At 46.2% G+C, this 25,108-nt stretch carries 19 protein-coding genes; 8 read left to right on the top strand and 11 right to left on the bottom strand.

Translation table 11 applies throughout. The features are described 5' to 3' along the window. Window positions 1–110: 110 nt before the first annotated feature. Window positions 111–875 carry a transcriptional repressor AgaR gene (agaR, locus tag ACH19P_RS15990; protein WP_462159598.1) on the bottom strand — a complete coding sequence of 255 codons (765 nt, stop codon included), beginning with the start codon at window positions 873–875 and terminating at the stop codon, window positions 111–113. A gap of 148 nt (window positions 876–1,023) precedes the next feature. Between agaR and ACH19P_RS15985 the strand changes: the two genes are divergently transcribed. Continuing rightward, a complete protein-coding gene (locus ACH19P_RS15985; RefSeq protein WP_462159597.1) occupies window positions 1,024–2,355 on the top strand; it encodes a sugar MFS transporter in 1,332 nt (443 codons plus the stop codon). Between the two features lie 38 nt (window positions 2,356–2,393). On the opposite strand, the gene ACH19P_RS15980 is transcribed toward ACH19P_RS15985, so the two are convergent. Genes ACH19P_RS15980 through ACH19P_RS15950 form a run of 7 tightly spaced genes read right to left on the bottom strand, consistent with a single transcriptional unit; the run spans window position 2,394 to window position 9,113 of the window. Continuing rightward, the gene (locus ACH19P_RS15980; RefSeq protein ID WP_462159596.1) at window positions 2,394–2,894 is read right to left on the bottom strand and encodes a hypothetical protein; all 501 of its coding nucleotides are present in this window, start codon (window positions 2,892–2,894) and stop codon (window positions 2,394–2,396) included. Window positions 2,895–2,896: 2 nt separating this feature from the next. Next, the gene (locus ACH19P_RS15975) at window positions 2,897–4,438 is read right to left on the bottom strand and encodes a GMC oxidoreductase (protein WP_462159595.1); all 1,542 of its coding nucleotides are present in this window, start codon (window positions 4,436–4,438) and stop codon (window positions 2,897–2,899) included. Next, the gene (locus ACH19P_RS15970) at window positions 4,405–4,596 is read right to left on the bottom strand and encodes an FAD-dependent oxidoreductase (protein ID WP_462159594.1); all 192 of its coding nucleotides are present in this window, start codon (window positions 4,594–4,596) and stop codon (window positions 4,405–4,407) included. The genes ACH19P_RS15975 and ACH19P_RS15970 overlap by 34 nt, the downstream gene beginning before the upstream one ends. Window positions 4,597–4,610: 14 nt before the next feature. Next, a complete protein-coding gene (gene nagA, locus ACH19P_RS15965) occupies window positions 4,611–5,783 on the bottom strand; it encodes an N-acetylglucosamine-6-phosphate deacetylase (protein WP_462159593.1) in 1,173 nt (390 codons plus the stop codon). Continuing rightward, entirely contained in the window at window positions 5,767–6,684 is a 918-nt protein-coding gene (locus ACH19P_RS15960) for an ROK family protein (protein ID WP_462159592.1), read from the bottom strand. Before ACH19P_RS15960 ends, nagA begins: the two co-directional genes overlap by 17 nt. 21 nt (window positions 6,685–6,705) lie before the next feature. Continuing rightward, window positions 6,706–7,821 carry an SIS domain-containing protein gene (locus tag ACH19P_RS15955; protein WP_462159591.1) on the bottom strand — a complete coding sequence of 372 codons (1,116 nt, stop codon included), beginning with the start codon at window positions 7,819–7,821 and terminating at the stop codon, window positions 6,706–6,708. 23 nt (window positions 7,822–7,844) lie between these two features. After that, window positions 7,845–9,113 carry a D-tagatose-bisphosphate aldolase, class II, non-catalytic subunit gene (locus ACH19P_RS15950; RefSeq protein WP_462159590.1) on the bottom strand — a complete coding sequence of 423 codons (1,269 nt, stop codon included), beginning with the start codon at window positions 9,111–9,113 and terminating at the stop codon, window positions 7,845–7,847. Between the two features lie 280 nt (window positions 9,114–9,393). Here ACH19P_RS15950 and ACH19P_RS15945 point away from each other — a divergent pair, with 280 nt between their 5' ends. Next, window positions 9,394–10,890: a Gfo/Idh/MocA family protein gene (locus ACH19P_RS15945; protein ID WP_462159589.1), complete on the top strand. Its 1,497-nt coding sequence runs from the start codon at window positions 9,394–9,396 to the stop codon at window positions 10,888–10,890. A 69-nt stretch (window positions 10,891–10,959) separates the two neighbouring features. Here ACH19P_RS15945 and ACH19P_RS15940 read toward each other — a convergent pair whose 3' ends face one another. Beyond that, window positions 10,960–12,411 (bottom strand): RimK family protein, encoded by a 1,452-nt coding sequence (locus ACH19P_RS15940; protein ID WP_462159588.1) that lies wholly within the window; start codon window positions 12,409–12,411, stop codon window positions 10,960–10,962. Window positions 12,412–12,484: 73 nt separating this feature from the next. Here ACH19P_RS15940 and rimI point away from each other — a divergent pair, with 73 nt between their 5' ends. Further along, window positions 12,485–13,576, top strand: coding sequence for a ribosomal protein S18-alanine N-acetyltransferase (gene rimI / locus ACH19P_RS15935; RefSeq protein WP_462159587.1), 1,092 nt, complete (start codon window positions 12,485–12,487; stop codon window positions 13,574–13,576). Window positions 13,577–13,667: 91 nt separating this feature from the next. On the opposite strand, the gene ACH19P_RS15930 is transcribed toward rimI, so the two are convergent. Then, window positions 13,668–17,657 carry a rhombosortase-dependent M36 family metallopeptidase gene (locus ACH19P_RS15930; protein WP_462159586.1) on the bottom strand — a complete coding sequence of 1,330 codons (3,990 nt, stop codon included), beginning with the start codon at window positions 17,655–17,657 and terminating at the stop codon, window positions 13,668–13,670. Window positions 17,658–17,736: 79 nt separating this feature from the next. Between ACH19P_RS15930 and ACH19P_RS15925 the strand changes: the two genes are divergently transcribed. From ACH19P_RS15925 to ACH19P_RS15905, 5 genes are all read left to right on the top strand, one after another. Continuing rightward, the gene (locus ACH19P_RS15925; protein WP_462159585.1) at window positions 17,737–18,159 is read left to right on the top strand and encodes a hypothetical protein; all 423 of its coding nucleotides are present in this window, start codon (window positions 17,737–17,739) and stop codon (window positions 18,157–18,159) included. A gap of 183 nt (window positions 18,160–18,342) precedes the next feature. Further along, window positions 18,343–19,524, top strand: a complete 1,182-nt coding sequence (locus ACH19P_RS15920) for a BamA/TamA family outer membrane protein (protein WP_462159584.1) — start codon at window positions 18,343–18,345, stop codon at window positions 19,522–19,524. Between the two features lie 55 nt (window positions 19,525–19,579). Beyond that, complete coding sequence (locus tag ACH19P_RS15915; RefSeq protein ID WP_462159583.1) at window positions 19,580–20,365, top strand: hypothetical protein; 786 nt, start codon at window positions 19,580–19,582, stop codon at window positions 20,363–20,365. A gap of 268 nt (window positions 20,366–20,633) precedes the next feature. Next, window positions 20,634–22,826, top strand: a complete 2,193-nt coding sequence (locus ACH19P_RS15910; RefSeq protein ID WP_462159582.1) for a tetratricopeptide repeat protein — start codon at window positions 20,634–20,636, stop codon at window positions 22,824–22,826. 59 nt (window positions 22,827–22,885) lie between these two features. Then, complete coding sequence (locus ACH19P_RS15905; protein ID WP_462159581.1) at window positions 22,886–23,299, top strand: methyltransferase family protein; 414 nt, start codon at window positions 22,886–22,888, stop codon at window positions 23,297–23,299. 41 nt (window positions 23,300–23,340) lie between these two features. On the opposite strand, the gene ACH19P_RS15900 is transcribed toward ACH19P_RS15905, so the two are convergent. After that, complete coding sequence (locus ACH19P_RS15900; RefSeq protein WP_462159580.1) at window positions 23,341–24,834, bottom strand: arylsulfatase; 1,494 nt, start codon at window positions 24,832–24,834, stop codon at window positions 23,341–23,343. Between the last annotated feature and the right edge of the window lie 274 nt (window positions 24,835–25,108).

Genomic DNA, 25,108 nt, shown 5'->3' with positions numbered 1-25,108 from the left:
TCGAAAGTTACAACTTTCGGATGAAATAAAAAATGAAAATTCGGCAAAATTAATTTCAAAAGGCATAAAAAAAGCAGCCCTAAGGCTGCTTTTTTTATTTGTGCATCGGATTAAACAGTGATCACTTCGATGCCTAAACCGATTAACGACTCGACGAATTCGTTCGGCATTTTCTTGTCAGTGACCAGCACGTCGATCGATTTTAGCGGTAACACATTATACAAAGCACGTTTGCCAAACTTGGTCGAATCAGTGACCACAATAACTTGATCTGCACGTGTACACATAGAGCGATTAAGCATAGCTTCTGGCTCGTAATGAGTTGTGATACCTGCATCTGTGTCAATTCCATCAACGCCTAGAATCACTTTTTTAAAATTGTACTTACTGAGCGTTTGTTCAGCTTCCGAGGAATAAAAGGATTGGGACTTTTTACGCAATTTACCACCGAGCATAAACACGTCTGCATCTTCTATATCGGCCAGCACGTGACCAATATTTAAGCCGTTGGTCATTACTGTCAGCTCTTTTTTACCTGTTAGCGCTTTTGCGACTTCTTCAGTCGTGGTACCTGAATCGATAATAAGCGAGTCACCATCTTCGATAAGATTAGCCACCGCTTTCGCCAACTGCACTTTGATTTCATAATTTTCGTTATGTTTATCTTTTACAGAGAGCTCTTTCGCTATCTTGTCGCACGCAACAGCACCTCCGCGAGAACGAATAACCAAGCCACGCTTTCCTAATTCATTCAAATCATGACGAATACTTACTTCCGAAATATCAAAGGTTTTAGCGAGATCTTTTACACTCACCTTGCCCTTTTCTTCGGTCATAAGGACAATCTTCTGCCTTCTTTCAATCGTGGTTAGCATGGCTGCTCCATTCCTTTTATAGATACTTTGACATTATACACTTTACACCGTTAAAGTCCCACAATACACACTTCGAAAGAAAATAAAACTTTCAAAAGTTACATTTATTGTTTTATGATGAATAAAAATAAAACACTTCGGTAATAAAATGACAACACAAAATTCAACCGCAGCAAACGTGCAATCAGCTGACAACAGTCAGTTGCTGTCGATGCTCATCATCGGCGGCTTATTCTTCTTATTCGGGTTCGTCACCTGGTTAAATGGCTCACTGATCCCGTTTTTACAAATGGTATGCGATCTCAATCACATAGAAGCTTACATGGTAACCTTAGTTTTCTATATTGCCTATACCGTTATGGCATTACCCAGTGCCAAAGTGCTAAAGCGATTTAGTTACAAGTACGGCATGTCGTTTGGCTTAGCAACGATGGCCATCGGGTCTTTGCTGTTTATTCCTGCTGCGAAAACACAAGCTTACTGGTTGTTTTTGATGGCATTATTCACACTGGGGAGCGGGCTGACCTTGCTGCAAACCGCATCGAACCCTTACATCGTCTTGCTTGGTTCGAAAGACACCGCAGCAGTGCGTATTAGTATCATGGGGATTCTTAACAAAAGCGCAGGGGTTGTCGCACCGTTACTATTCACTGCCCTAGTATTTAGTGATATCGCTAATTTCAGTGCCGAAGCACTCGCCTCGTTGGATGAAGCGCAAAAACAATTACAACTGCAAGAGCTCGCGAGTCGCCTAGTCACGCCTTATCTTGTGATGGCGGTCGCTCTGGCGATATTGGCTGCGCTTATCATGCTTGCACCATTACCGGACATCGAAGAGCCGACATTACCTGAGGGGCAAGATGAAAAGTCTATTTTACAATTCCCTCATTTAATCCTCGGCGTTGTCGCCCTATTCTTTTACATTGGCGCGGAAGTGATTGCCGGTGACACCATCGGTCTCTATGGTAAAGAGCAAGGAGTGCTGCAATTTGCCGAACTCACGTCATACACTATGGGGTTTATGGTGCTTGGCTATATTCTTGGCATCGCGCTGATCCCACGTGTTTTTAGCCAACAGCATGCACTGATTTTCTCAGCAATCAGTGGCTTTGCGTTTTCATTACTGATTATTTGGGTGCCGACCGACCAAACCGCGATTGCAGATATACTCCTGTTTTGGCTTGATGACGGCAGCTTCCCTGATACCGTACTATTTGTCGCTTTGCTGGGCTTATCAAACGCTTTAGTGTGGCCAACGATTTGGCCGATGGCCCTATCTAACCTCGGCAATAAAACCCAAACGGGCGCCGCGCTATTAATTATGGGTATCTCTGGAGGCGCGCTGCTACCTTTGGTTTACGGTGTGTTTGCTGAATACACGGGCGATTCACAGCAAGCGTATTATCTACTTGTACCCTGCTATGGTTTTATTTTGTATTACGCTTTGGTAGGACATAAATTGACGAGCTGGCGTAAATAGAGGTTGATGGCACCGAGGTGGGGGTAACAACCTCGGTGCTAATTTTTTTGCGCAGTAAAGTACCCAAGTAGAAGGAATTCACGCACAGTAAAAATAAATTTGTATATCAAATATTCTTGCTGCCGTGCTTCAACCACTTCATTAAACATCAGTGCTTGGTCGGCCAAAATACATTCAAGACGTTCTGGGGTTACATCAAATAAAGAACGTAAAAAGACATTTATTTCAGCTTCTTGGCTCATACGACTAGCAATTACCTCAGCCCCCTTCAAACACTCAGCACGCTCTCCCAGCGCCACGGTATGAGCGAGCATCAAATCAACAAAGGCAACCAAGTTATAAATAGGTTTTTGCGGCTCATCCAACGCCAATATCAGGTCATTCAAGTGTTCAACAAGCGAAATATGTGCGCTGTTAAGTACCTCAAAACCATCAGCCGTTTCCTGTGTTCTAGCGAACAACCGCGCCTGTGCTGACGGAGCGACGGCACCACCGATGAGCACAGAAATTGCTTTAAGCGCCTCACGTCTGTTCATCATTATCATCCCGTAAATATACCGTTTTTATAATGACGCACCGCGTGATCCGCCGCCCGCGCTGTAAATGCCATATACGTCAGCGAAGGATTTTGATACGCCGAGGAGCACATAAATGAGCCATCCGTCACATAGACGTTGCGAACAGTGTGTATTTGGTTGTATTGGTTAAGCACAGAGGTACGTGGATCGCGCCCCATTCTCGCGGTGCCCATTTCGTGAATCGCCTGGCCGGGCGCGGAGCCTTTATCATACGGCTGAACGTTGTTATACCCAGCCTCTTCTAACATAGCAACGGCCTCGCGTTTCATATCTTCACGCATACGCTTTTCGTTATCACCAAACTGACAGTTAAAATTCACCACTGGCAGGCCCCATTCGTCTCGCTGACTTGGGTGCAAGGTGATTTTATTATGGTGATACGGTAAACATTCGCCAAAGCCAATGAGTGCAATGGTCCAGGGGCCGACTGTCGATAGCGACTCACGCATTTGCTTGCCATAAGTCAGTTCTTTAAAACCACGGCGCCAATCGCTGCGCGTGGCGTAGCCTTGGTAGCCATAACCACGCACAAAATCCTGTGGCGGCTTTTGCTCTGGATTCAAATTACGAAAGCGCGGAATATGAAAGCCTACAGGGCGGTCGCCATCACGCAATTCACTTTCAAAACCAACGGGCTCTGCGGTTGCACCCACACGAAAGTGGTGATCCATCAAGTTGTGCCCCAACTCGCCACTGTCGTTACCCAAGCCATTAGGGAAGCGCACTGATTTTGAATTGAGCAATAAAGCCGTTGAGGCAACCGTTGATGCACAGCAAAAGATGATATTAGCCTTAAACTGCACGTGCATTTTCGATTGCGTATCAACCACTTTTACCCCTGTAGCGAGTTCGCTTTTGGGATCGTAAATAATCTCACAAGCAATACTGTTAGGGCGAATAGTCAGCCTGCCTGTGCGCTTTGCAGCAGGAATTGTTGATGCAAGACTGCTGAAGTAGCTGCCCGTTGGACAACCACGCATACAGCGATTACGCTTGCTACAGACGGCACGCCCCTGCTCTGGCTTTGCTTGGGTAAGGTGCGCCACTCGGCCAATGGTGAGGTGACGTTGGCTGTAATTCTTACGCAGTGTCTTTTTAAAATGTTGTTCAACCGCATTGAGCTCAAAAGGGGGAAGAAAGTGGCCATCGGGTAACTGCGCTAAGCCTAGCGATTCACCCATCACGCCGATATAGCGCTCGACTTTATCATACCAAGGGGCAATATCTTGATAGCGCACAGGCCAATCGATGCCATGTCCATCTCTTTGATTTGCCTCAAAATCCAAGTCACTCAGGCGCAGGCATTGTCGCCCCCAAGTGAGCGAGCGTCCGCCAAGATGATAGCCGCGTATCCAATCGAATCGCTGTGTTTCAAGATAGGGATGCTGCACATCGTTCACAAACCAGTGCTTAATAGATTGCTTGGTTGCGTAGCCAGTTCGCGCTTGTTTAGGTTGCAGACGTTCTTCAACTAAACTGGGCGGTCGCGAAAGGGAAGTTGCCAATCGTCTTTAAATGCAGTCGTGTAGTCACTCCCGTGTTCAACCATGCGCCCACGCTCGAGCATCAAGACGTTAAGCCCTTGCTCGGTAAGCTCTTTGGCCGCCCACCCTCCAGTAATTCCACTGCCTATGACGATAGCGTCATACACTGTTTCCTGCATCTGATGTAATTCTATTATGCTAAATAAATAGGTCGCCCTGCGCACAATGTCGCTTGCACGTTGAAGTGCTCGTCCAACACGGCAAAATTTGCGTCTTTACCCACCGCAATACTGCCAAGCTTACTCGCCTTATCCAAAAATTGAGCGGGTACTAAGCTGGCCATCTTGGTCGCTTCAACCAAGCTTGCGTCGGTCAAATTGTAAAAGCGCTTCACCCCTAATTCCATAGTCAGGGTACTGCCCGCTAGCGAGCCTGATTCAGTGCGTGCAACGCCCTGTTCAACCACAATTGGCATTTCACCCAGTTGATATCTGCCATCTTGCAAACCGCCTGCGCTCACACAATCTGTGATTAACGCGATTTTGTCTGCACCTTTAAGACGATAGACCATGTTCATTATGGTAGGGTGCAAATGAATGCCGTCAGGGATCACCTCAACCATGGCGCTGTCATCCATGAGTAATGCGCCAGCACAACCTGGGTCGCGGTGATGAATACCGCGCATACCATTGAAAATATGCACACCGCCACAGGCACCATGTGCTAAAGCGTCTTGAGTGGCGTCAAAACTGGCGTCGGTATGGCCTAACATCACCCGCACGCCTTTGCTGGTGATGTAGCTGATCATATCGGCACTGTTGAGTAATTCCGGCGCCAATGCGAACGATGTTAAACAGCCATCACAGGCGTCATAAATTTCGTCAAACCGTTGCTTGGTGAGCGCTAAAAAGAAAGACTCATTGTGCGCGCCCTTGTGCGCTTCAGCAAAAAATAAACCTTCGTTGTACGCACCTAATAGCTGCGCCCCTGATAAGCCATTTTTATAAGCGTTCGCCATGGCTTTGTAAGCCGTGATAGACACCGCCCAATCGGCCGTCACTGTGGTACCGACAAAGCCGGTGACGCCATGCTGCGCTAAGGACTTGGATATGATATTTAGCGACTCTTGAGTGCCATCCATGATGTCACACCCTTCGCGGCCATGAATGTGCAAGTCAATAAAGCCTGGGAATAGGGTGTTGTCCCCCAAGTCGACCACTTCTATGCCTGTATCGCACTCGCTGGCGATCGCCGCAATTTTGCCGTCATCGACAAGCACTGCATGATCAACCAACACCTCAGTTTCAGTGACTATTTTCGCCGCTTTAAGATAATAGCGAGTTAAATCGTTACTCAGATTGCGCATGCACACTCCCTATAATCGCAGCCCCACGGACACCGCTTGAATCACCGAACTTAGCCAATTTCACTTCTGGGACCGCAAATCCGGAAAACAGGTGTTCACCGATAGCACGTGGCAGTTGTTCAACAATCTCATCCACTAAGGATAAGCCACCGCCAAGAATAATGACTTCTGGATGCAAACTTTTGGTAATAGCCGCAAAGGTTTCACCAAGAATATCTAGATGGCAAGCAAGCACGTCAAGTGCGCCTTTGTCGTTGCTTTTAATTGCTTGCGCCCACTCAATAGCCGTCTTGCTTTGCCCCGTAAAATGCGCATTAAGCGCCTTAATGCCAGGGCCTGCAATGTAGCTTTCAACGCACCCGGTTAGGCCGCAACCGCACTTCAAAATTGGCAGCTGGTATTTTTGCTGCAAATAGGCCGACAATGGCAAATGACCATACTCACCAGATAAACCTAGGCCTTGGTTAAGCAGTTGGCCTTGAATACACATGCCTCCCGCGGCACCTGTGCCGAGAATAGCACCGAATACGCGTTCAAAACCTTGTCCTGCACCACCATTTGCCTCAGACAAGGCAAAGCAGCGAGTATCATTAAGAATCGCGACAGGTCGTTGCAACAATGCTTGTAAATCTTTACCAATCACCTTTCCTGAGGCGCAAGGCACATTGGCAGAAAGTACTTTGCCATCGTCATTGACAATACCGGGCATGCCGATGCCAACAGCACCTCTGCAACCACTGATTTCGTCAGCCTTTTGCACTTGTTGGCAAATGGCGTCTAACAGCGCTTGATAGTCCTGCGTTGGCGTGGAAATTCGCCAACTCTGCTGCTGCTCTAAATCTTTGCTAAAAATGGCGGTCTCTATCTTTGTACCACCGATATCGAGTCCAAAAACAGCCATACTGCGTCCTACCGATCCAAACTAGACATTTAATGGGTAAATCGTTACCCCTTTCACAACTCGATTTACCTCGCCTGTCGGGCAAGGATTATCAGGCGTTAGACCGAGTGACATTGATTTATAAAAGGCGAAAACCTGACAATAAACGATATAATATAGACCTTGCCACACATCTTCCAATGTTGTCGATTGGTGACCACTTTGCAGTTGGGTTACTGACATGCATTGTTGGTCATTCACCAACTCCTTATACAAATCAGCGTCGTATTTACTACTGTAAAGATTATTCGAAGCCATTAAAATAATTGCTGTTTTATCATCAATGATGGTTTTAGGTCCGTGACGAAAGCCCAGTGGCGATTCAAAATAACTGATCACATCACCATTTGTAAGCTCCAAACATTTCAGTGCTGCTTCTTTTGCATAGCCAATCAATGAGCCCGCACCTAAGAAGACAATGCGCTGCATAGAGGTTTCGGCAAGAGTTCTAATGTCATCAAGCTGCGTATCAAGTAGATGCTCAACTTGCTGTGCTAAGCTTTCCAACTGCTGCTCATCAGGCGTAAAAATACACAATGTGGCCAGTAGCATAGACGTGAAGCTACTGGTCATGGCAAAGCTTTCATCTAGCGTTTCTGCTGGCATTAACAAACAAAAGCTATTGCTGCGCCCTTGCGCCTGCTGAGCCAATTGACCTTGTTCGTTACACGTGATCACCAAGTGAAAACAATTGTCGAGCACTTGGTCAGCCAACTCAACCGCGGCAACACTCTCCGGACTATTGCCTGAACGAGCGTAAGAAACCAAAAGTGTTGGTGTGTGTTGTTGTAAATAGCCCAGTGGGTTAGAGACTATGTCTGTGGTGCTAATAGCACGCACATCTAACGACGTTTTCTCTGTGATATGCGGTGCGAGTGCTTCACCCACATACGCCGACGTACCAGCGCCTGTTAACACGATTTGTAAGCTGGGCAACGCCAGTATCGGGCTTAAAAAATCATTTAAGGCCGCATGGCATTGTTCAACAATGGCTGCGGTGTTAAGCCAAGAGCGAGGTTGTTGAGCAATTTCTCTTGCCGTCCAGTATGCATTCTGTTGCTTAAGAGTAGTTTCATCCAGTGATAAAAAGTGCGTCATGGTCAATGTCTCCAAAACAACGCTTATTGATTGCAAGCAAGCGAATAGGCATTCGTTACTTCCATAATTTTATTGATTACTAATTCTCGTGGCGCAAGGGTAATTTCACCATTACGGTATGCCTGATATTGATTGGGCATAAACTGGCTCAATAATGTTTCACGAATTGTCTGTGCTTCTAAATTCCCAAATAGCGTAGCAACCGCCTGCTGTAATGCCGGCTCTGGCCAGTAATAGCGAATACGATCGCTGTAACTGTATGCGCGGTATAACTGCGCGTTGTCGCCACTTGTTGGATAAAACTTGTTCCAGTAACCTGGTTTATCCAACATCACTTGTTCGCAAACCGCTCGCAAATTTGAACGTTTACTTGGCTCAGTAATCATTTGTTCTTCGATATAAGACAGAGAAAAGAGTGCTTCACGCAATGCGTAGGTTAATTGCGGGCCTACTTTTAAAATCGCAAAATGGTCCTGAACCAATTCGTGGTAACGTTCGCTACTTTGGTAATCTGTCGAATGCGCTTCATACACAAGGTTATCAACCGATGTAATAAAGTCTTTTAGCTGCTTGGCTTCATTGCGCTGATAATCAACAACCTGATGGTTATCAAATTCCACTCCCGGTTGCACCACAACCGCGATGACGCGCGACCAAACATCTGCAACATCGAAGTGCCTAAACGCACTTTGGTGCAACTCAATGGTTTGTTGCACGCCTGCTACGTCTGATACCTCAATAACATCCAGTTCTTCGGTCGCCCCACCTGGAGGAGGTACTTCTGTGCCGACAACGTAAAGAATGTCGCCTGCTTCACTGGCTTTTTCAGCAGCCTGACACATCATCGCTGCGCGGCGAGCTATTTCTGCATCTGCCAATCGTTCACCATCGTCAATACACGGCATACTGGCATCAAGATGTATCTTCTTAAAACCCGCTTTTGCATACGCACTCACCAAGTCTAATGCCTTTGCCATCGCTTGCTCAGCCGGTTCATTAACCCAACATACCGGACCAAGATGGTCGCCGCCAAGAATAATTCGCTCCCTCGCCAACCCTACTTTGCCAGCAATGCCATGTACAAAAGCCACAAAGCCATCAGGCGTCATACCTGTGTAGCCTCCGAACTGATTTACTTGGTTTGCTGTTGCTTCGATTAACAGCACACTGTCATGCTTTAACGCTTGGCGCATGGCTGCTTCAATCACCAACGGATGGGCACAGCACACGGAATAGATCCCCTGTTGTTGCCCAGTACGGTTGTTATTAATGATGGTCTTTAATGCTTCCATGGTTCTCTCCAAGCAGCAATTTTTAACAGTTAAACTAACGATTTGAAACTACACTAACACAAACCGAAAGAACAAACAACAAAACAAAAGAAAACGAAAGTAAACAAATAAAACCATTAAAAACAACAATATACAAACAAATAAAGCAAATCACATAAATAAAAATGGATTTTACGAAAGATTTTGAAAGAACACGCATTGTATTCCCATTAGACATGAGTTATAAAGTAAGAAACTGAAACAATTCTCTAAAATAAATCTCAGTGACTTAGGTATCGTTATGACATTAGATAGACGTAAATTTTTGAAATCTGCCGCGGCTATGACAGCCGCGACAGTTGTTGCCGGATGTGCAAAAGGGCAACAAGGCGAAACACAGCAGCCTGTTTTAGCCGCTCAAGGTAAGAGTGTGATGGGTCTTGCTGTACCAGCGATGGATGTAGTACGTGTAGGCTTTATCGGCGTAGGTCAACGTGGTAGCGGCCATGTTAAGCACCTGTGCCATATCGAAGGTGTTGAAATCAAAGCGATTTGTGATACCGATTCGGTGATGTTAGAGAAGTCTGTAAACTATGTCACTGAGAAAGGTTTACCTAAACCAACTGCATATACAGGCTCAGATAAAGCCTATTTAGATATGCTAGCACGCCAAGATATCGACATTGTGATCATCTCTACACCATGGAAATGGCACACGCCAATGAGTGTCGATACCATGGAAAGTGGTAAGCACGCCTTTGTTGAAGTGCCGGCAGCCACCACGATTGAAGAGTGTTGGCAACTCGTTAACACCGCTGAGCGTACTCAGAAAAACTGTATGATGATGGAAAACGTCAACTACGGTCGAGATGAGTTGATGGTTCTGAACATGGTTCGCAAAGGGATATTTGGTGAGCTACTTCATGGTGAAGCCGCATATATTCATGACCTTCGTTGGCAAATGAAAGAAATTGACCGCAGTACAGGTTCTTGGCGTACATACTGGCACACCAAAGCAAATGGTAACCTTTACCCGACTCACGGCTTAGGCCCTGTTTCTCAATACATGAACATTAACCGCGGTGACCGTTTTGATTTCGTGACCTCTGTATCTTCACCCGCTCTAGGTCGTGCAGCGTACGCACAACGCGAGTTTCCAGCAGGACATGAACGTCGCTCATTGAAGTTTGTTGCCGGCGATATGAACACCAGCATGATCAAAACGGTGAAAGGTCGTAGCATCATGGTGCAACACGACACCACCAGCCCACGCCCGTATAGCCGTCACAACCTCATTCAAGGTACTAACGGTACATTTGCTGGCTTCCCGAACCGTATTGCACTTGAAAACGTGCCTTCAGGCATCGCAAAGATCTATGAAAAGCAATATGAACAAGAGTTGCAGCAATGGGAAGCAGCGGGTTCACAAGGTTACAAACCTCATATGCAAAACTTCCATAGCTGGGACCAAGATATGGAGAAATGGCGAGCAGAATTCGACCACCCTCTTTGGAAACGTATGGGTGAAGAAGCGGTGCGCAATGGCGGCCATGGTGGCATGGACTTCATTATGCTGTGGCGCATGATTTACTGCTTACGTAACAATGAAGCGCTGGATCAAGATGTATACGATGCCGCCGCTTGGTCTTTATCTTCCCACAAAGCATGGCTTCTGTGGCAGATAGAAGTAACAGTAAAACCATCCCAGACTTTACACGTGGTGCATGGCAAACTGGTAAACCTCTGGGTATCGTTTCTTAATTCCTCTCCCCGGGAAATGAAAAAGGCACGCCCGTGAAGGTATGCCTTAACTGCAAAAATCCCTCACTTTGATGAGGGATTTTTTTATCTTACGGATAATCGTGCACTAAAATCCACGCATCTGCATGCGACGTAAAAATTCAGTAACGATGCGGTCATATAATAAGTCGCCGAGTAAAGCATCTTCGATATGATGATCTAAGCTGGGGTTGTCGTTGACTTCAATCACGTATGCGCGGTCATCAATTTCTTTGACATCCACGCCGTAGATGCCTGCGCCTATTAGATTCGCTGCCTTGGTTGCCGCATCCAGCACACATTTTGGTACCATTTTAACATCAAGGGTTTCAAAACCACCCGAGCTCACCCGACCGCTGTCATGATGCTGATAAATCTGCCAATGGCCGCGGCTCATCATGTATTTGCAGGCATAAATTGGTTGGCGGTTAAGTACCCCGATACGCCAATCAAAATCTGTCGGCAAATACTCCTGCGCCAACACCAACGCGCTTTTTTCAAACACTTTTGCGCTTTGTATTTCCAGCTCTTGGTGATCTTTGACTTTCACAACGCCGATTGAGAATGCGCCATCTGGCACTTTCAAAACCATGGGGAACCCGATTCTGCTGGCTGCTTCTTCGAGCATTTCAGTGGCCCCAGCGCGCATAATGGCGCTTTTTGGCATAGGCACCTTGTTAACCGCAAGCAACTCAGTGAGGAACACCTTGTTAGTGCATTTAACAATTGAATCAGGGTCGTCCATCACCACAAGGCCTAAGTTTTCCGCGGTTTTTGCGAACTTATAGGTGAAATTCGCAATATTGGTGGTGGCGCGAATAAACAGACCATCGAACTCACCTAAGCGCGCTAAATCGTTCGGGCCAATGATTTCCATATTGATGCCAATACGATTGGCGGCCCGTTGAAACCGGCGCAACGCTTTGGGGTCTGACGGTGGCATTTTTTCATTGGGATCCACCAACATCGCGATATCGTAACGAAACTTTTTACTTTTGCGCTTGCTACGCCACACCTTCTGTGAGAACAACTCCAATGATTCACCAAAGAAGTCTTGTTCTTCGTCAGCCAATGATTGAAATGCACACGCCTCCAAAGACGCTAATTGCCAATTACCGTTAACTCTAACAAAGCAGGCTTTGAGCACTGGGATCATAAAATGCTCGAATACTTGCTGCGCGACCCTCTGTAGCCCTTGCACCTTTGTGCGGCCAAAATAGATCATCGCCTGCACTTCATCTTGGTCGTTAAAATGACGTTCGAAGTGGCTTTGTTTTAAACGCAACATAAACTGTTGGTCTAAGTCATTAATGGTCATCACCTTAGGAATAACACGATGGCCTCGCGCTTCTGCCATGAGCGAGCAATAGTAGCCACTACTTAGGTATTTGTATGATTTACATAGATTAATGACCTGCATGCTTTTGCTTTCAGTAAATGCGCCGCTGGTGAGGTACTCATTGACGGTGACAACTTTTTCAGATGGGAAGTAGTCTTTCCAGTCTGTCGATTCGTCAGTAACAATGAGAATGTTTGCCATGACTATAATTCCTATTGAGAGATATCAATTTTTGCTTTTAAATGACAACTTCGATGCGCGTCTTTGAGGTCTTATGGAATACCGTTGCGCCCTACTTTCTGATCTGGATGAATTACTGCACCTTGAAAACAAGGTCTTCAGTACTGATACGATCAATCGCCGTCAAATGAAGCGGTTTATTCAATCCGAACACAGTATGCTACTTATAGCATGTGCTGACGATAAACTCTCAGGATACGCCCTGTTACTTTTCAATCAGGCCACACAACTTGCACGGCTCTATTCCATCGCTGTATCACCGGATTTCCGAGGTCAAGGCGTTGGCGAACAGTTACTTTCGCTCTGTGAAAAAAGCGCGGTTGAACGTGGATACATTACGCTAAGACTGGAAGTTAGGGAAGATAATTTTTCAGCCATAAAACTGTATGAAAAACATGGGTTTAAACCTCTAAAAACACTCATACATTACTATGATGATCTCGCCGATGGCCTGCGTATGCAAAAGCGTGTGGGTACCTCCGGACCACACACTGCGCTCCCCATGCCCTTATATGTACAAACCTTGCCATTTACCTGTGGTGCAGCATGTTTATTAATGAGTTTTTCTGCACTTAAACACCCTTTAGCGTTAACGCGTAAAAATGAGGTGCAACTGTGGCGTGAAGCCACTACCATTTTTATGGCTGGCGGTCATGGAGGGTGCAGTGGGCAAGGCTTAGCACTGGCAGCACATCGACGCGGTTTTGCCGTGGAGTTATGGTCACACTCACAAGGCACGCCGTTTATTCACTCAGTGCGTGACCCTGTTAAGAAGTCAGTCATTGAACTAGTGCATGAAGATTTTGAAGAGCAAATTCAACAAACCGATATTCAAGTAAATACGGCACCGCCGACAATTGAACAGATAGAGATTTGGATTGAACAAGGCGCTGCTGTGCTACTGTTAATTAGTACTTTTCGTTTTAATGGCTGTAAAGAACCCCATTGGATTGTGCTGTGTGGTATGAATGAGCAGTTCTTCTATTTTCACGATCCGCTTGTTGAGGAGCCTGGCGATGCAGTGTCGGCAGCCAATGTCCCTATAGGCAAAAAGGCGCTCAATCAAATCGTGGGGTTCGGCAAACAAAAACACACAGCGTGTGTGGTGATTTACCCAAATAGATAACCCCCTCAACAAGGTTGAAGGGGTTATGTCTCAGATAAGCACAGGACCACTGTGGACCTGTGCCAATACTGTCGATGCTTTGATAGCTTGGTTATCGTCTGCGCAGCAAACGCACCGCTACCAGTGCCATCAATGCAAACCAGCCCATTGAACCCGAACCGCCTGAATCTGGTTGAGGCTCTGGATCCGGATCAGGCGTAATAACAGGTGGAACGACATTGTTAACCGTCACCTGCGCTGTTTGTTCAACACTTTCACTGCCATCATTTACTGTGACTTTAAACGCCAACACTTCAGTTGCTGTTACCTCTGGCGCAGTAAAACTCACTGTCGCACTGGTGTCATTATTCAAGGTTACTGAGGTGCCCTGTGTTTGCAGCCACTGATACGTTAAGGTGTCGCCGTCTTCATCCGATGCTTGCACAGCAATGGATACCTGATCACCCTCATTGACCGTTTGTGCAGCAATATTACTCACCATGGGTGGGCGATTATCACACGCTGAGGTATCGGGAGTGACAACAGTGTAAAACGCAGAGGTGTCGATGCCTAACAGCATCAGGTTATCAATCCACCAGCCTGCATCTGCGGTGTTGCCGTCGCTGCTGATCCGAAAACGCAGTTGCACTTGCTTTCCTGCCAACGACTGCGCAAAATCGATTTGTTCTTGGTTTCCCTTAATACCGCCTGTTTCATTGCGGCCCGTAAAGGTTTCTCGTTGCTGCAAAGACTGGCTTGGGTTATCGAAAAGCACCGCATCATAACCAACAGAGAATGTACCACCAGCAGCGGTCACATCTTGCCAGCCAGTATCATCAACATTGATTTCGACCACCGCACCATCCCAATCTTGCTCCAGCGCATAGTAGTGCCAGAACGACACTGAGAAGTCCGTGTCTGTGGCTATGGTGAAGGCGCGGGTAGTAATCGCCACATCCGACTCAAACGCATTGTTGTTTAAGAACAAACTTTGCGTTCCTAGGTCCACTCCACCAAGCTCAAACTCATCAATTTGTGCTGAACTATCAAAGCTTAGCGTCGAGACAGCTTGCGTGGACTCTTTGAGTAATGTCAGTGGCAAGTTTTGCTTACTGAGGACCGCACTTTCCATGTTGTCCTGCTGAGCACCGGCATTCAGTGCCGCATCTTCAAAAGCCAGTTGCACTACAAAGCGACCAATCGCACTGGCCGGTTCAACGATGCTATCACCCACTGTCTTTTCTGGAAAACTCACCTGTACTTGCAACTCACTGGCAATATCCGCACTGTTCAACGCAAGCGTAATAGGTGTACTCGATGCCGAAGCAAAAGGCTCAACTTGGGCAACACTGGACATACCGCCATCACTCCATGTCACACCTTGATTTGATAAAATCTCAAATTGTACTGGCACGTTGGTCAGAGTTTCACTACCGGTGTTGATAATTTGCACTGACAACGTCCCCACTTCACCCACATCTAAGAAACCGTCGGCGCTGCAAAAACTACCTCCTTCGGCATTCAGGACAACGTCTTCCACCGCAAAAGCAGCCAGTTCAGTTTCGAAAGACTCCACGACGCCTTCTAACGTATCGCTGTAACGCTCGGGCGACACGGCGCCTAGACCCATACCACGCTTGGCGAAAGCGGCAAGTACTAAACGATAGTCACTGAGACTTTCTGCTGCGATAGCCGCCAACAAGGCATCTCTCGCTTCAGTATACAGCGGCGCATTCGGGGTCATCTTATAACCACCCACTAAATAACGCATCATTCTATCCTGCGCTTCGCTGAAGCCATGTTCGTTAATCAATGCCACATAGCTGTCCCACAACACAGTAGCCCAAAACTCACCTGGCGCATGTGGCGAGCCAACGAACGTCGGAGGCAAGCCCACATCCGCGCCCGCTCCCTCTGTGATATGTCTAAAGTTCAACGGGTTGATATCTTGATTCGGTGTATACGGAACGCGACGAATACCAAAGTAGAAGTCTTCTACGTAAGTGCCGGTTGCGTATGGTTTAGAGAAATCACTGTTACCAACAATCTGTGCATCACTGGCTTTAGCAATAAAGAGTAAGGAGTGGAAATCGCCCCAACCTTCGCCCATCGCGCGACCTTGGAAGTTCGATAAGCCTGAAGCGTTGCCCACCAGACGGTTACTAATATAATGGCCCCATTCGTGGGCGATGATACCGTTATCGAACGTGCCATCTTTGAGTGCACGGGTACTGAATAGACGCACATTGACATCTGCACCGCCCAGCGCATTGTACAAAGATTCTCCATCAGCGAAATTTAAGCCCATGTTAGCAATGGTGATTGTGGCATCAGAGCCGCCCATTGGTGCGGGTGTCCCATCATTCACATTGTTCGTGATGAGGGCGGCAATTGCGCCTGCATCTTGGGCATTTTTCACTTTCACGGTGAAGTTACAGCTGCCGCGCTCAATGATCGCTACTTTGCCAGCAAGAGTGCTGGCATCAACTGGCGCTTCACAGCCATCATAGATACTCGCTGAGTCAGTGCTGTTACCGTCGTTGAATCGCGCCAACACACCACTGACATCAAATTCAGATGGACCAAATTGCGATCGCTGCGACGATGACAAGGTTCCGTTTGGCCCCACCACACCGAAATCTGCGCCGACAGCGATATCTTTGGAGTCATACAAATACATTTGCATTCGTGGACGACCACCATCTGCCGGCGTTGACATATTGGCGTTATTCAAACCACTGTAATCTTGAGCCTGAGCTTCAAGGGGGTCGCCATCGACCCCACCTCTGCCAAAGTTGTCGAACTGCGCTACGCCAGCACTTTCATTGAAACCATAGTCATAAAACACGTCATGCAGAAAGTTGTTCATGTAGAACAAGTTAACAATCGCCGCTTTAACATTGCCTTCAGTACCAGGGTCAGCGTCAGGGTCCAGTGGGTAATCGAACGTAAATGCTGAGGTCGTTTCTGCAGCCAAATCGCCTTCATTGAATCCTTGCGGCGCGGCTATATCTGCGTATGCATAGACATTGTTGCCATATGCTTGAGTTGCGGTATCACTTAGCCAAGGGTCTTGGGTCGATAGGCTTGAATAATGGCTGAGGCTAACAAGGGGTGCCGTCAGCACCGCCGTTTCATCAACTTGGTTTGGTCCATCCGCGGGGATCACATCACCGTGCGGCCCCTCTAGTGGATACCCTGTTTGCGCATCTGCATAGACTCGATAATTGTATGGCGTAGCGTGTGATTGCAGGTTCTTTTTAAACAGCGTTTTACCTGATGCGCTATCAATGACGTACGCGAAGAAATCACTTTCTAATGACGCTGCTGGCCTGCGCTCAACTTCCACATAATGCGCTGCAAGCAATTGCCCATTCAACGGATAAAACACAGGTTTTACTCGGATATTAGCAAAATGCTCTTGTGCCGTTGCGTTGGCCTCAAAATGACGGTATTGACCTTGCTTTTGTGTTGCGTTTAGTTGTAATTCTGCGTTTGAAAAGTGACTTAACGCGCTGCGCAACGCCTGTTCTGGCGTTGAAAATTCATCAAGTGCAGTGAAGTATTGTGCTTGTTGCGGCACATCTGCAAAGTAACCCGAACTCGCAACCAAATCTCCTTTCCTATTGAGCATCACATTATATTGGCGATTGAATACTTCAATACCCTGTACATATTGCTGATAACGGGCGATCACTGCCCCTTTACCTGTGTCATGCCAATCACTCAATTGCGTGGCAACGTTGCTCATTTTACTCGCATTAAGACCAGACAATTGCTGCATATACATCTGCGCTGTTTCTGGTAATGACTTGTTGGCAAATGCACTCAAAGCAGGCTCTTTTGGTGCCCATAAAAACGTTGTGCGGTTAAGTCGTGTATCGAAGTGTGACGCTAAACCAATTTGAGTTTGCTTGGCTGCTAATTGTAATTGTGCTTGGGATTGTGTCAGCGGCTTATTGGAAATCGCCTGAAACGAGTCAGAGTGGTTTTCACCTGATTGAGCTTGGGTTTGAACGCCTGTTAACGCAAAGACTACAGCTAAACTCAGTGCCGTCCGTGTGCATTTGAAACGCTTTGTACGTCGTGTGTTGTTTTCCATGATTCACCTTGCTTTTGTGTTCTTCGTCGGTCTAACTTAAATGTAGACATCATTCTTGTTATACCCAACTGGAGTCGTAATGCGATCATCATTGTTTTTGTTAATGTGTTTGGCGTTGGCCGCATGTACTGGCGAGTCCAGCACTGCAGATGATCACGCTTCCATTAAGTCAGGTACAAACATACACACTCTGGATAACAATGGCGATAAAATCCGTTGGGAAAAGAGTGAATTACGCAAAGGCGTGAAAATATTTAACTTAACAATGCAAGAGTTTGGTGTCGTTACAGGAGAGATTGTCGTGGTGAGTAAACAGCTGCCTATAGAAGAGCTTAAGCAGCAGTATATTGTTCGACAACAGCAAGGTGCGAGTTACACGTTAGTTTTAAAAAGCGAATCCGATCTCGCCTTGGCACTAAAGCGCCTTAGGGCCATGCCCCAAATTCAAGTAGTCGAACTGCAAATTGACTACTCACCCATAGAGACAGTGCAAACCATGTAACAACTGCAAATGTCTCGCTTGACGACGTTAGCAAAAATAGAGTATTCAATAAATGTGGACGAGAATTCGAAATCAAGGAGTATAGATTTCACTCAAAACGGTTCTTTTTCGCTCAAAAAGAATACTCAAGAATATGTTAGCTTGGTATACTTATTTGCTTAAAATACAGACAAAGAGATTCTCATGCGCACGGATAAGCTAAACACCCTCTCTCTTCTTTTTTTACTAGTCAGTGCAGTAACAGCTGCGGGTACAACCACGTTTGCGTTTGCAGACGAATCCGACACAACAACCACACCAGAAACTGCGGCCGAAGAGCCAATCACCATGTTGCCAGTACCAACAATCATCACAGAGCCTGCGGTAGGTGCAGGTTTAGGTGGCGCTATGTTGTTTTTCCATGATTCGGATGAAAACAAAAACGTGGCGAAGTCAGACACCCCAATGATGCCAAGCGGAATTACCTTAGTCGGTGGTGCATACACTCGCAATAAGAGTATGGTATTCGGCTTTGGACATATAGGTTATTGGCAACACGACACCGTTCGTTACAAAGGGTTCGTTGGCTATGGCGACATCAACCTCGATTTTTATAGCCTTGCTGGTATCGAATTATCAGACCCAATAAAATTAAACTTAACCGGTCCGGCAATGTTACAGACATTAAGTTGGCGTATTAACGACAGTGACTGGTTTGTTGGAGCGAAACAGACCTATCGTCATGTCGAAATTGGGCTCGCTGAATCGCCTTTTAAATCATATGAAGGACGTGTATTCGACGAGTTAAACTCCATCCTAGAGCAGTTGGAACTTAAAAATAATACCTCAGGTCTTGGCCTAATTGCGGAATATGACTCAACTGACAGTCCTTTTGACCCAGAGAAGGGCTATAATTATCACTTTGAATACTTAGTGTTTGACGACGCGATTGGCAGTGACACTGACTACCACAGTTACATTCTATCGGGATTAAACTACTGGCATCTCGGTAAACAAACACGAATGGGGTTGCGCGTTGATTATGAAGGTGTGCGCAACAAAGGGGATTCTGCACTGCCTGTGTATGTGTTGCCGTTTATTGATTTACGCGGCATTCCTAAGTCTCGTTACCAAGGCGAAGATGTGTTAGTCGCCGAAGCTGAATTCAGCTACCACTTAACGCCAGATTGGAAAGTGTTAGGCTTTAGCGGCATAGGTAAGGCCGCTAACAGTTGGGGCGATTTAGGCTCTGCAAGTTCTCGTGTAACTTTTGGGGCAGGTTTTCGCTATCTAGTTTCACAACGCTATGGTGTACGTATGGGTATTGATGTAGCCCATGGCCCCGAAGAAAATGCATTTTACATACAAGCAGGCAGTAGTTGGTAAACGTCTCTCACAAATAATTTATTGAATAAGAACCGGAATGTTATAAGGAAGTCACATGTTCAAACCTTTTCTTTCATTGTGTTGTGTAGCACTTTGCAGCAATGCATTTGCACAGCAAGACGAAGTCCAAGATATGTCCGACCCACTTGCCATTTATACCCAAGCAGGCGTGGGGGCCACGGACAAAGGCCTTAACTTTAAGGTCGGTAAAGCCTACGATACTGGCGATGATACGACCTCAGCTCAATTTGTTGTAGAGGCCAAAGGTATTTTAGGGGACACATTAGGTTGGCGTTCAGACAATCGTACCACGCAATCCCTCGACTCGGTGCGTTTCAGAAATTTTGGCGTTAAGCTCACAAACATGCGCGCTAGCCAGCTAGATGTAAATTACAACTTCAAAAGTAATCTAGTCGCCGATGAAAGTGCAGATATTTCCTACTCAATGATTCAAGCCCTCAAGCCAATGGGGCCTCTCACGCTCTTTCCATTAGCGGGTGTGGGCACGTCGGTCGGAAAGGATGAGCGCCAAAAAGATGGTTCAATCGATGATGGATACTCATTTATGGGCACCTATGGTTTGATTGGTATGTACTCAAAAATCACGATCACCGATAAAATTTGGCTCAACTACAACCCATTTTGGCTAACCACGCTTACTGGTTCAAGTACTTATCGCGATAACTACTATGGACGAGATGAAAGTAACATCCTTACTCATGAGTTTTCTGCAAGCTACCAAATAAACCCACGCATGAACGTTCGCTACTTTGCCAACTGGAATGAAAATGTGGATGTATTCGATGGCGATCATCGCATCGAATTTAACTACCAGTTATAAAGCAGGAAATGCACTAACCGAGGGAGCTGAACACTCCCTTTTTATTTGTTCTGAGTATTTCCACTACACCTACACACTCATCTCTAAAACCATGTTATTTCTTTGAAAAACGTTGCACTAAAGAGTATCAAACGATAATTTAGAGATTCACGTTCTAACATCTCAGTTTGAGCGCACGCTATCGAATTCAAGGGACATCAACTTCATGCACGAAGGCGCGGCTAGATTTTTTCTCACATTAATATTGATACTTGTCGCAACACAGGTTGTGGCTGAAGAAACATGTCAATCATGCCATAGCGAACAAGTTAAAGATTGGCAAAGTTCGCACCATTATCATGCTATGAACCCCGCAACATCCGAATTCGTCCTAGGTGCATTCGATGGACAACAGGTTGCGTACCAAGATTCGTCATTAACTCTGTCTCAAAATAATGGTTCGTTCTTCATCACCACTGAGCGGCCAAACATCCCTGCAGTAAAGCAAGCAATCAAATACACCTTTGGCTATGAACCGCTGCAGCAGTACATGGTTGAGGATGAACGCGGAGGATATGCATTCATCCCATTGGCTTGGGACAGCAGGACTAAAGCACAGGGCGGACAAAGATGGTTTGTGCTACATCCTGAGCAAATGCCAACTGATGAGTTTCACCACACTCAAATGGGGCAAAGTTGGAATCACATGTGTGCAGATTGCCACAGCACGGATTTTGAAAAGAAATTTGACCTCAATACCAAAAAATTCGCTTCGCGCTATTCACAAGTCAACGTAAGTTGCGGCGCTTGCCATGGTGATAGCAATCGACATTTGGCATGGGCAAAAGGTGATAAAGAGATAAAAAACAGAGGGTTTTCCAAAAATATAGGCACACAAGTCGCCTTATTTACGCAACAAAGCGACGGCACCATGCAAGCCGTAGGTGAACAAACTGACTCAGAGCAGTTACACATGTGTGCCACTTGTCATTCACGCCGAGCTCAATTAGCCCCAAGGGATAACAGCAAAGATTTTCTCGATTTATTTCGCCCATCTTTGGTGACTCCTGAGCTCTATCATGTTGATGGGCAAATTTTTGATGAGGACTATGTGTGGGGCTCATTTTTGCAAAGCAAGATGTTCGCAGCAGGGGTAACGTGCAGCAATTGCCACAATCCTCACTCAGGTAAATTAAAGCTCGAAGGTAACCAAACCTGTACACAGTGTCACAACGCAGCGCAATTCGATAGCAAACAACATCATGGGCACCCGAGCGATGTCGCTGGCAGCCAATGCGTTGATTGCCATATGCCAGAAACTACTTACATGCAGGTTGATCCGCGTCGAGATCACAGTTTACGCGTGCCACGCCCGGACTTAACAATAAAAACCCAAGCACCCAATGCCTGTAATACCTGTCATGAAGATAAAACGCCACAGTGGGCAGTGAATGCTATCAAGTCATGGCACCCTGATAGCTCACGAATGGGCAGCGAACATTTTTCACTGGCATTTCATGCCGCCGACCAAGGGTTACCTAATGCGTCGCAGTTACTGACTCGTATCGCACAAAACAGCCAGTACAATGACATTATTCGCGCCTCAGCTTTAGCCCGCATGCGCAATTTCCCTGACCAAAACACGGTTGTTGCGATTAGCCGAGCGGTCCGAGATGAAGAACCTCTCAAACGATTGGGTGCTATCAATGCCGCACAAGGATTCCCTCCTGCGCAGCGCTATCGTTTATTACAACCATTGCTCACTGACTCGCGCTTGGCTATTCGCGCCGAAGCGGCCCGCAGTCTTGCTGGTTTACTCAGCGTCCCTTTTCCAGACAACCTCAAAGGTAAGGAACGTGAGCAGCTAGAAAAAGCGCTAGAGGAATACCGACAAACAGAACGTTTTAATGCTGAGCGCAGTAGCAGCCACACTAATTTGGGTAACTTAGCGCTGGAATTAGGTAAACCGGATGAAGCAAAAGCACACTATAAGCGAGGTATTGAAATTGAGCCCATTTATATTCCTGCGTACGTGAATTTAGCTGATCTACATCGTCGTCTAGGCAATGAACAACAAGCACAAAAGGTATTGAAGCAAGCGCTTGAGATTGATGCTAATAATGCCGATGTGCACTATGCCTTAGCGATGAGCTGGGTTCGTCAAAAGGACAGAGAAAAAGCCAAAGACCATTTGAAAATTGCCGCTGAGCATGGCTCTGTTAATCACATTTATACGTATGGTTTGCTTCTCAATGAAATGGGGGAAAGCCAACACGCCATGACACAATTGGAGAAGGCGTTTACGCTCAATCCAAACAACCCTGACTTATGTTACACCCTAGTGCAATTACATATCACAGGGCAAAATTACGCTGAGGCGGTACGCTTTGCCAGTAAGTTGCAACAACTGGTTCCAAATGATCCGCAAATACACGCGCTCGTACAAAAATTAACAATGATGCAAAGTGTGTCAGGTAACTAAATGCTGGCATTCGAACGATGTTGAAATTACGAATACCGCCATTAATATTGGTTTTAATCGTGCTGTGGTTAATGTTTCTTACCGCTGTTAAAGCACCACAGGCACGATGGCACTTACCTTTTCGTGAGTTGATATCTCTAGCGATTGTGATGCTTGGCGGTGTGTGTACTGCATTGGGTGTTATGCAATTTCGCCAAGCGCAAACCACCTTTGACCCACGTATTCCTGAGCAATCTTCAAAACTAGTCACTTCTGGGATATACCAATATAGCCGCAACCCAATGTACGTAGGGTTTGTGCTCATTTTAGTCGGCTGGGGAGTATTCCTTGGTAACTATGCAGCATTTGTGTGGGTACCCGTTTTTGTGCTTTATCTCAACCAGCACCAAATCAAGCCAGAAGAACAGGCGTTACTAAGAAGCTTCAAGAGTGAATACGTGCGGTACTGCAAAAAAGTACGGCGTTGGATTTAATCACCCACTAGGCGAAGAACCCAGTGGATGATCTGATGTAATTAGCGATTGTTAGCCGCTGATTTTGCTTTACTGATCGCTTCATTAATATTGAGTGAAGCTGCCTCTTGACGAGGTGGGAACTTCTCAAAAGTCTTGATGTGTTCCGTCAGCAAGGCAATTGCAGGTTGCATTACCCAGCTCTTCTTCATGATCTGATGGAAACCAGTGACGCCATCATAGTGTTCCATTGGATCTTTTCTTAAATTGAACAGCTTAGGCATGGTATGCGTTACCAAATCCTCGTAGTAACGACCGCCAGGCTTAGATGCGAAGTGCATTTTCCATGGGCCAACACGAACTGCAGTCAACTGCGATTCATAGTAATAGAAGAAGTGATTACGCGCTGACTTATCCGTTTTACCGCGCCAGTAATCAAGATTGTTTTCACCGTCGATGTAGACGTTGAACTCTTTTTCCATTGCTTTACGCAGGTTTTTCTCACCCACGGCGGCCGCAATGGTCGGGAACACGTCTTCGTGTGATGAAATACCGTTGAGTTTCAAACCGGCAGGGATTTTGCCTGGCCAACGCACCATAAACGGAACGCGAACGCCCCCTTCCCAGGTGGTCATTTTCTCACCACGGAATTTAGTGGTGCCCGCATCCGGCCATGAGCTCTGCTCTGGGCCGTTATCTGTGGTGTAAAGTACGATTGTGTTGTCAGCGATTTTGAGCTCGTCAAGTTTATCGAGTAATTGTCCCACATGACCATCATGCTCAAGTAAACCACTACCGAACACGTCTTCTTCAGAGCTGATATTCGTTGCCAAATGGCGGCTTTCTGGTTTTAAATGCGTGTATACGTGCATACGACTTGGTGCGTGCCAGATGAAGAACGGCTTGTCTGCTTTAACCGCACGTTCCATAAAATCTAAACTGCGAGCTAGCACTTCTTCGTCAAACGTTTCCATACGCTTACGTGTGAGTGGTCCTGTGTCTTTAATACGACCGTCAGCGTAAGATTCGATGACGCCGCGCGGACCGAACTTTTTCTTAAACTCTGCCGTTTTAGGATAGTCTTCCTGCTCTGGTTCTTCTGACACATTGAGATGATATAAATTACCAAAGAACTCATCAAAACCGTGGCGGGTGGGCAAATGCTCATCCAAATCACCCAAATGGTTTTTACCGAATTGCGCCGTCATGTAACCTTTGCTTTTTAAAAACTCTGCGATGGTTGGGTCTTCTTCCTTGATACCCAATGGGTTGCCGGGTTGACCGACTGTTGTTAAGCCCGTTCGCACTGGCAGTTGTCCCATCAAGAAGGCAGCACGACCAGCCGTACAACTTGGTTGCGCATAGTGATCAGTGAAAAGTGCGCCTTCGTTAGCAATACGGTCAATATTGGGAGTATTATAGGTCATACCGTGGGAATATGCGCTCAGCGACACCTGCGCAACATCATCCACCATGATTGCCAAGACATTAGGGTCCTTGGCTTGAACAGACAGGGACAGCACCCCTGCAATTACACTTACTAATGGTAATTTCATCATTTCTCCTTGTGTATTAGTAAGATACAAATTGAATTCGATAAGAAACACTGCAATCTTAAATCCAAGCTTTTACTATAGCCCTTTCACATAAATTTGCATGTAAAAAAGGAACAAAATAGTGACTAAAATCAATACTTCGTCACTACAACTTAGACAATACGATGCTATAGATTAATTGGATTTATTTTAATCAAGGAGAGAACCGTGCTACGTCTTGTAGTGTTTATAGCTAGTCTACTTACCGGTATTCCCTCTTCGCCCCAGAAAAAAC

This window comes from Pseudoalteromonas sp. GB56 (assembly GCF_054923835.1).
This window is presented reverse-complemented; position numbering and strand designations above follow the sequence as displayed.

Coding starts and splice junctions, on each gene's coding strand:
- ACH19P_RS15900 (WP_462159580.1), bottom strand. CDS start 24,834: ATGAAATTACCATTAGTAAGTGTAATTGCAGGGGTGCTGTCCCTGTCT.
- nagA (WP_462159593.1), bottom strand. CDS start 5,783: ATGCGCAATCTGAGTAACGATTTAACTCGCTATTATCTTAAAGCGGCG.
- agaR (WP_462159598.1), bottom strand. CDS start 875: ATGCTAACCACGATTGAAAGAAGGCAGAAGATTGTCCTTATGACCGAA.
- ACH19P_RS15915 (WP_462159583.1), top strand. CDS start 19,580: ATGTTCAAACCTTTTCTTTCATTGTGTTGTGTAGCACTTTGCAGCAAT.
- ACH19P_RS15925 (WP_462159585.1), top strand. CDS start 17,737: ATGCGATCATCATTGTTTTTGTTAATGTGTTTGGCGTTGGCCGCATGT.
- ACH19P_RS15960 (WP_462159592.1), bottom strand. CDS start 6,684: ATGGCTGTTTTTGGACTCGATATCGGTGGTACAAAGATAGAGACCGCC.
- ACH19P_RS15920 (WP_462159584.1), top strand. CDS start 18,343: ATGCGCACGGATAAGCTAAACACCCTCTCTCTTCTTTTTTTACTAGTC.
- ACH19P_RS15945 (WP_462159589.1), top strand. CDS start 9,394: ATGACATTAGATAGACGTAAATTTTTGAAATCTGCCGCGGCTATGACA.
- ACH19P_RS15970 (WP_462159594.1), bottom strand. CDS start 4,596: ATGCAGGAAACAGTGTATGACGCTATCGTCATAGGCAGTGGAATTACT.
- ACH19P_RS15940 (WP_462159588.1), bottom strand. CDS start 12,411: ATGGCAAACATTCTCATTGTTACTGACGAATCGACAGACTGGAAAGAC.
- rimI (WP_462159587.1), top strand. CDS start 12,485: ATGGAATACCGTTGCGCCCTACTTTCTGATCTGGATGAATTACTGCAC.
- ACH19P_RS15950 (WP_462159590.1), bottom strand. CDS start 9,113: ATGGAAGCATTAAAGACCATCATTAATAACAACCGTACTGGGCAACAA.
- ACH19P_RS15930 (WP_462159586.1), bottom strand. CDS start 17,657: ATGGAAAACAACACACGACGTACAAAGCGTTTCAAATGCACACGGACG.
- ACH19P_RS15980 (WP_462159596.1), bottom strand. CDS start 2,894: ATGATGAACAGACGTGAGGCGCTTAAAGCAATTTCTGTGCTCATCGGT.
- ACH19P_RS15955 (WP_462159591.1), bottom strand. CDS start 7,821: ATGACGCACTTTTTATCACTGGATGAAACTACTCTTAAGCAACAGAAT.
- ACH19P_RS15985 (WP_462159597.1), top strand. CDS start 1,024: ATGACAACACAAAATTCAACCGCAGCAAACGTGCAATCAGCTGACAAC.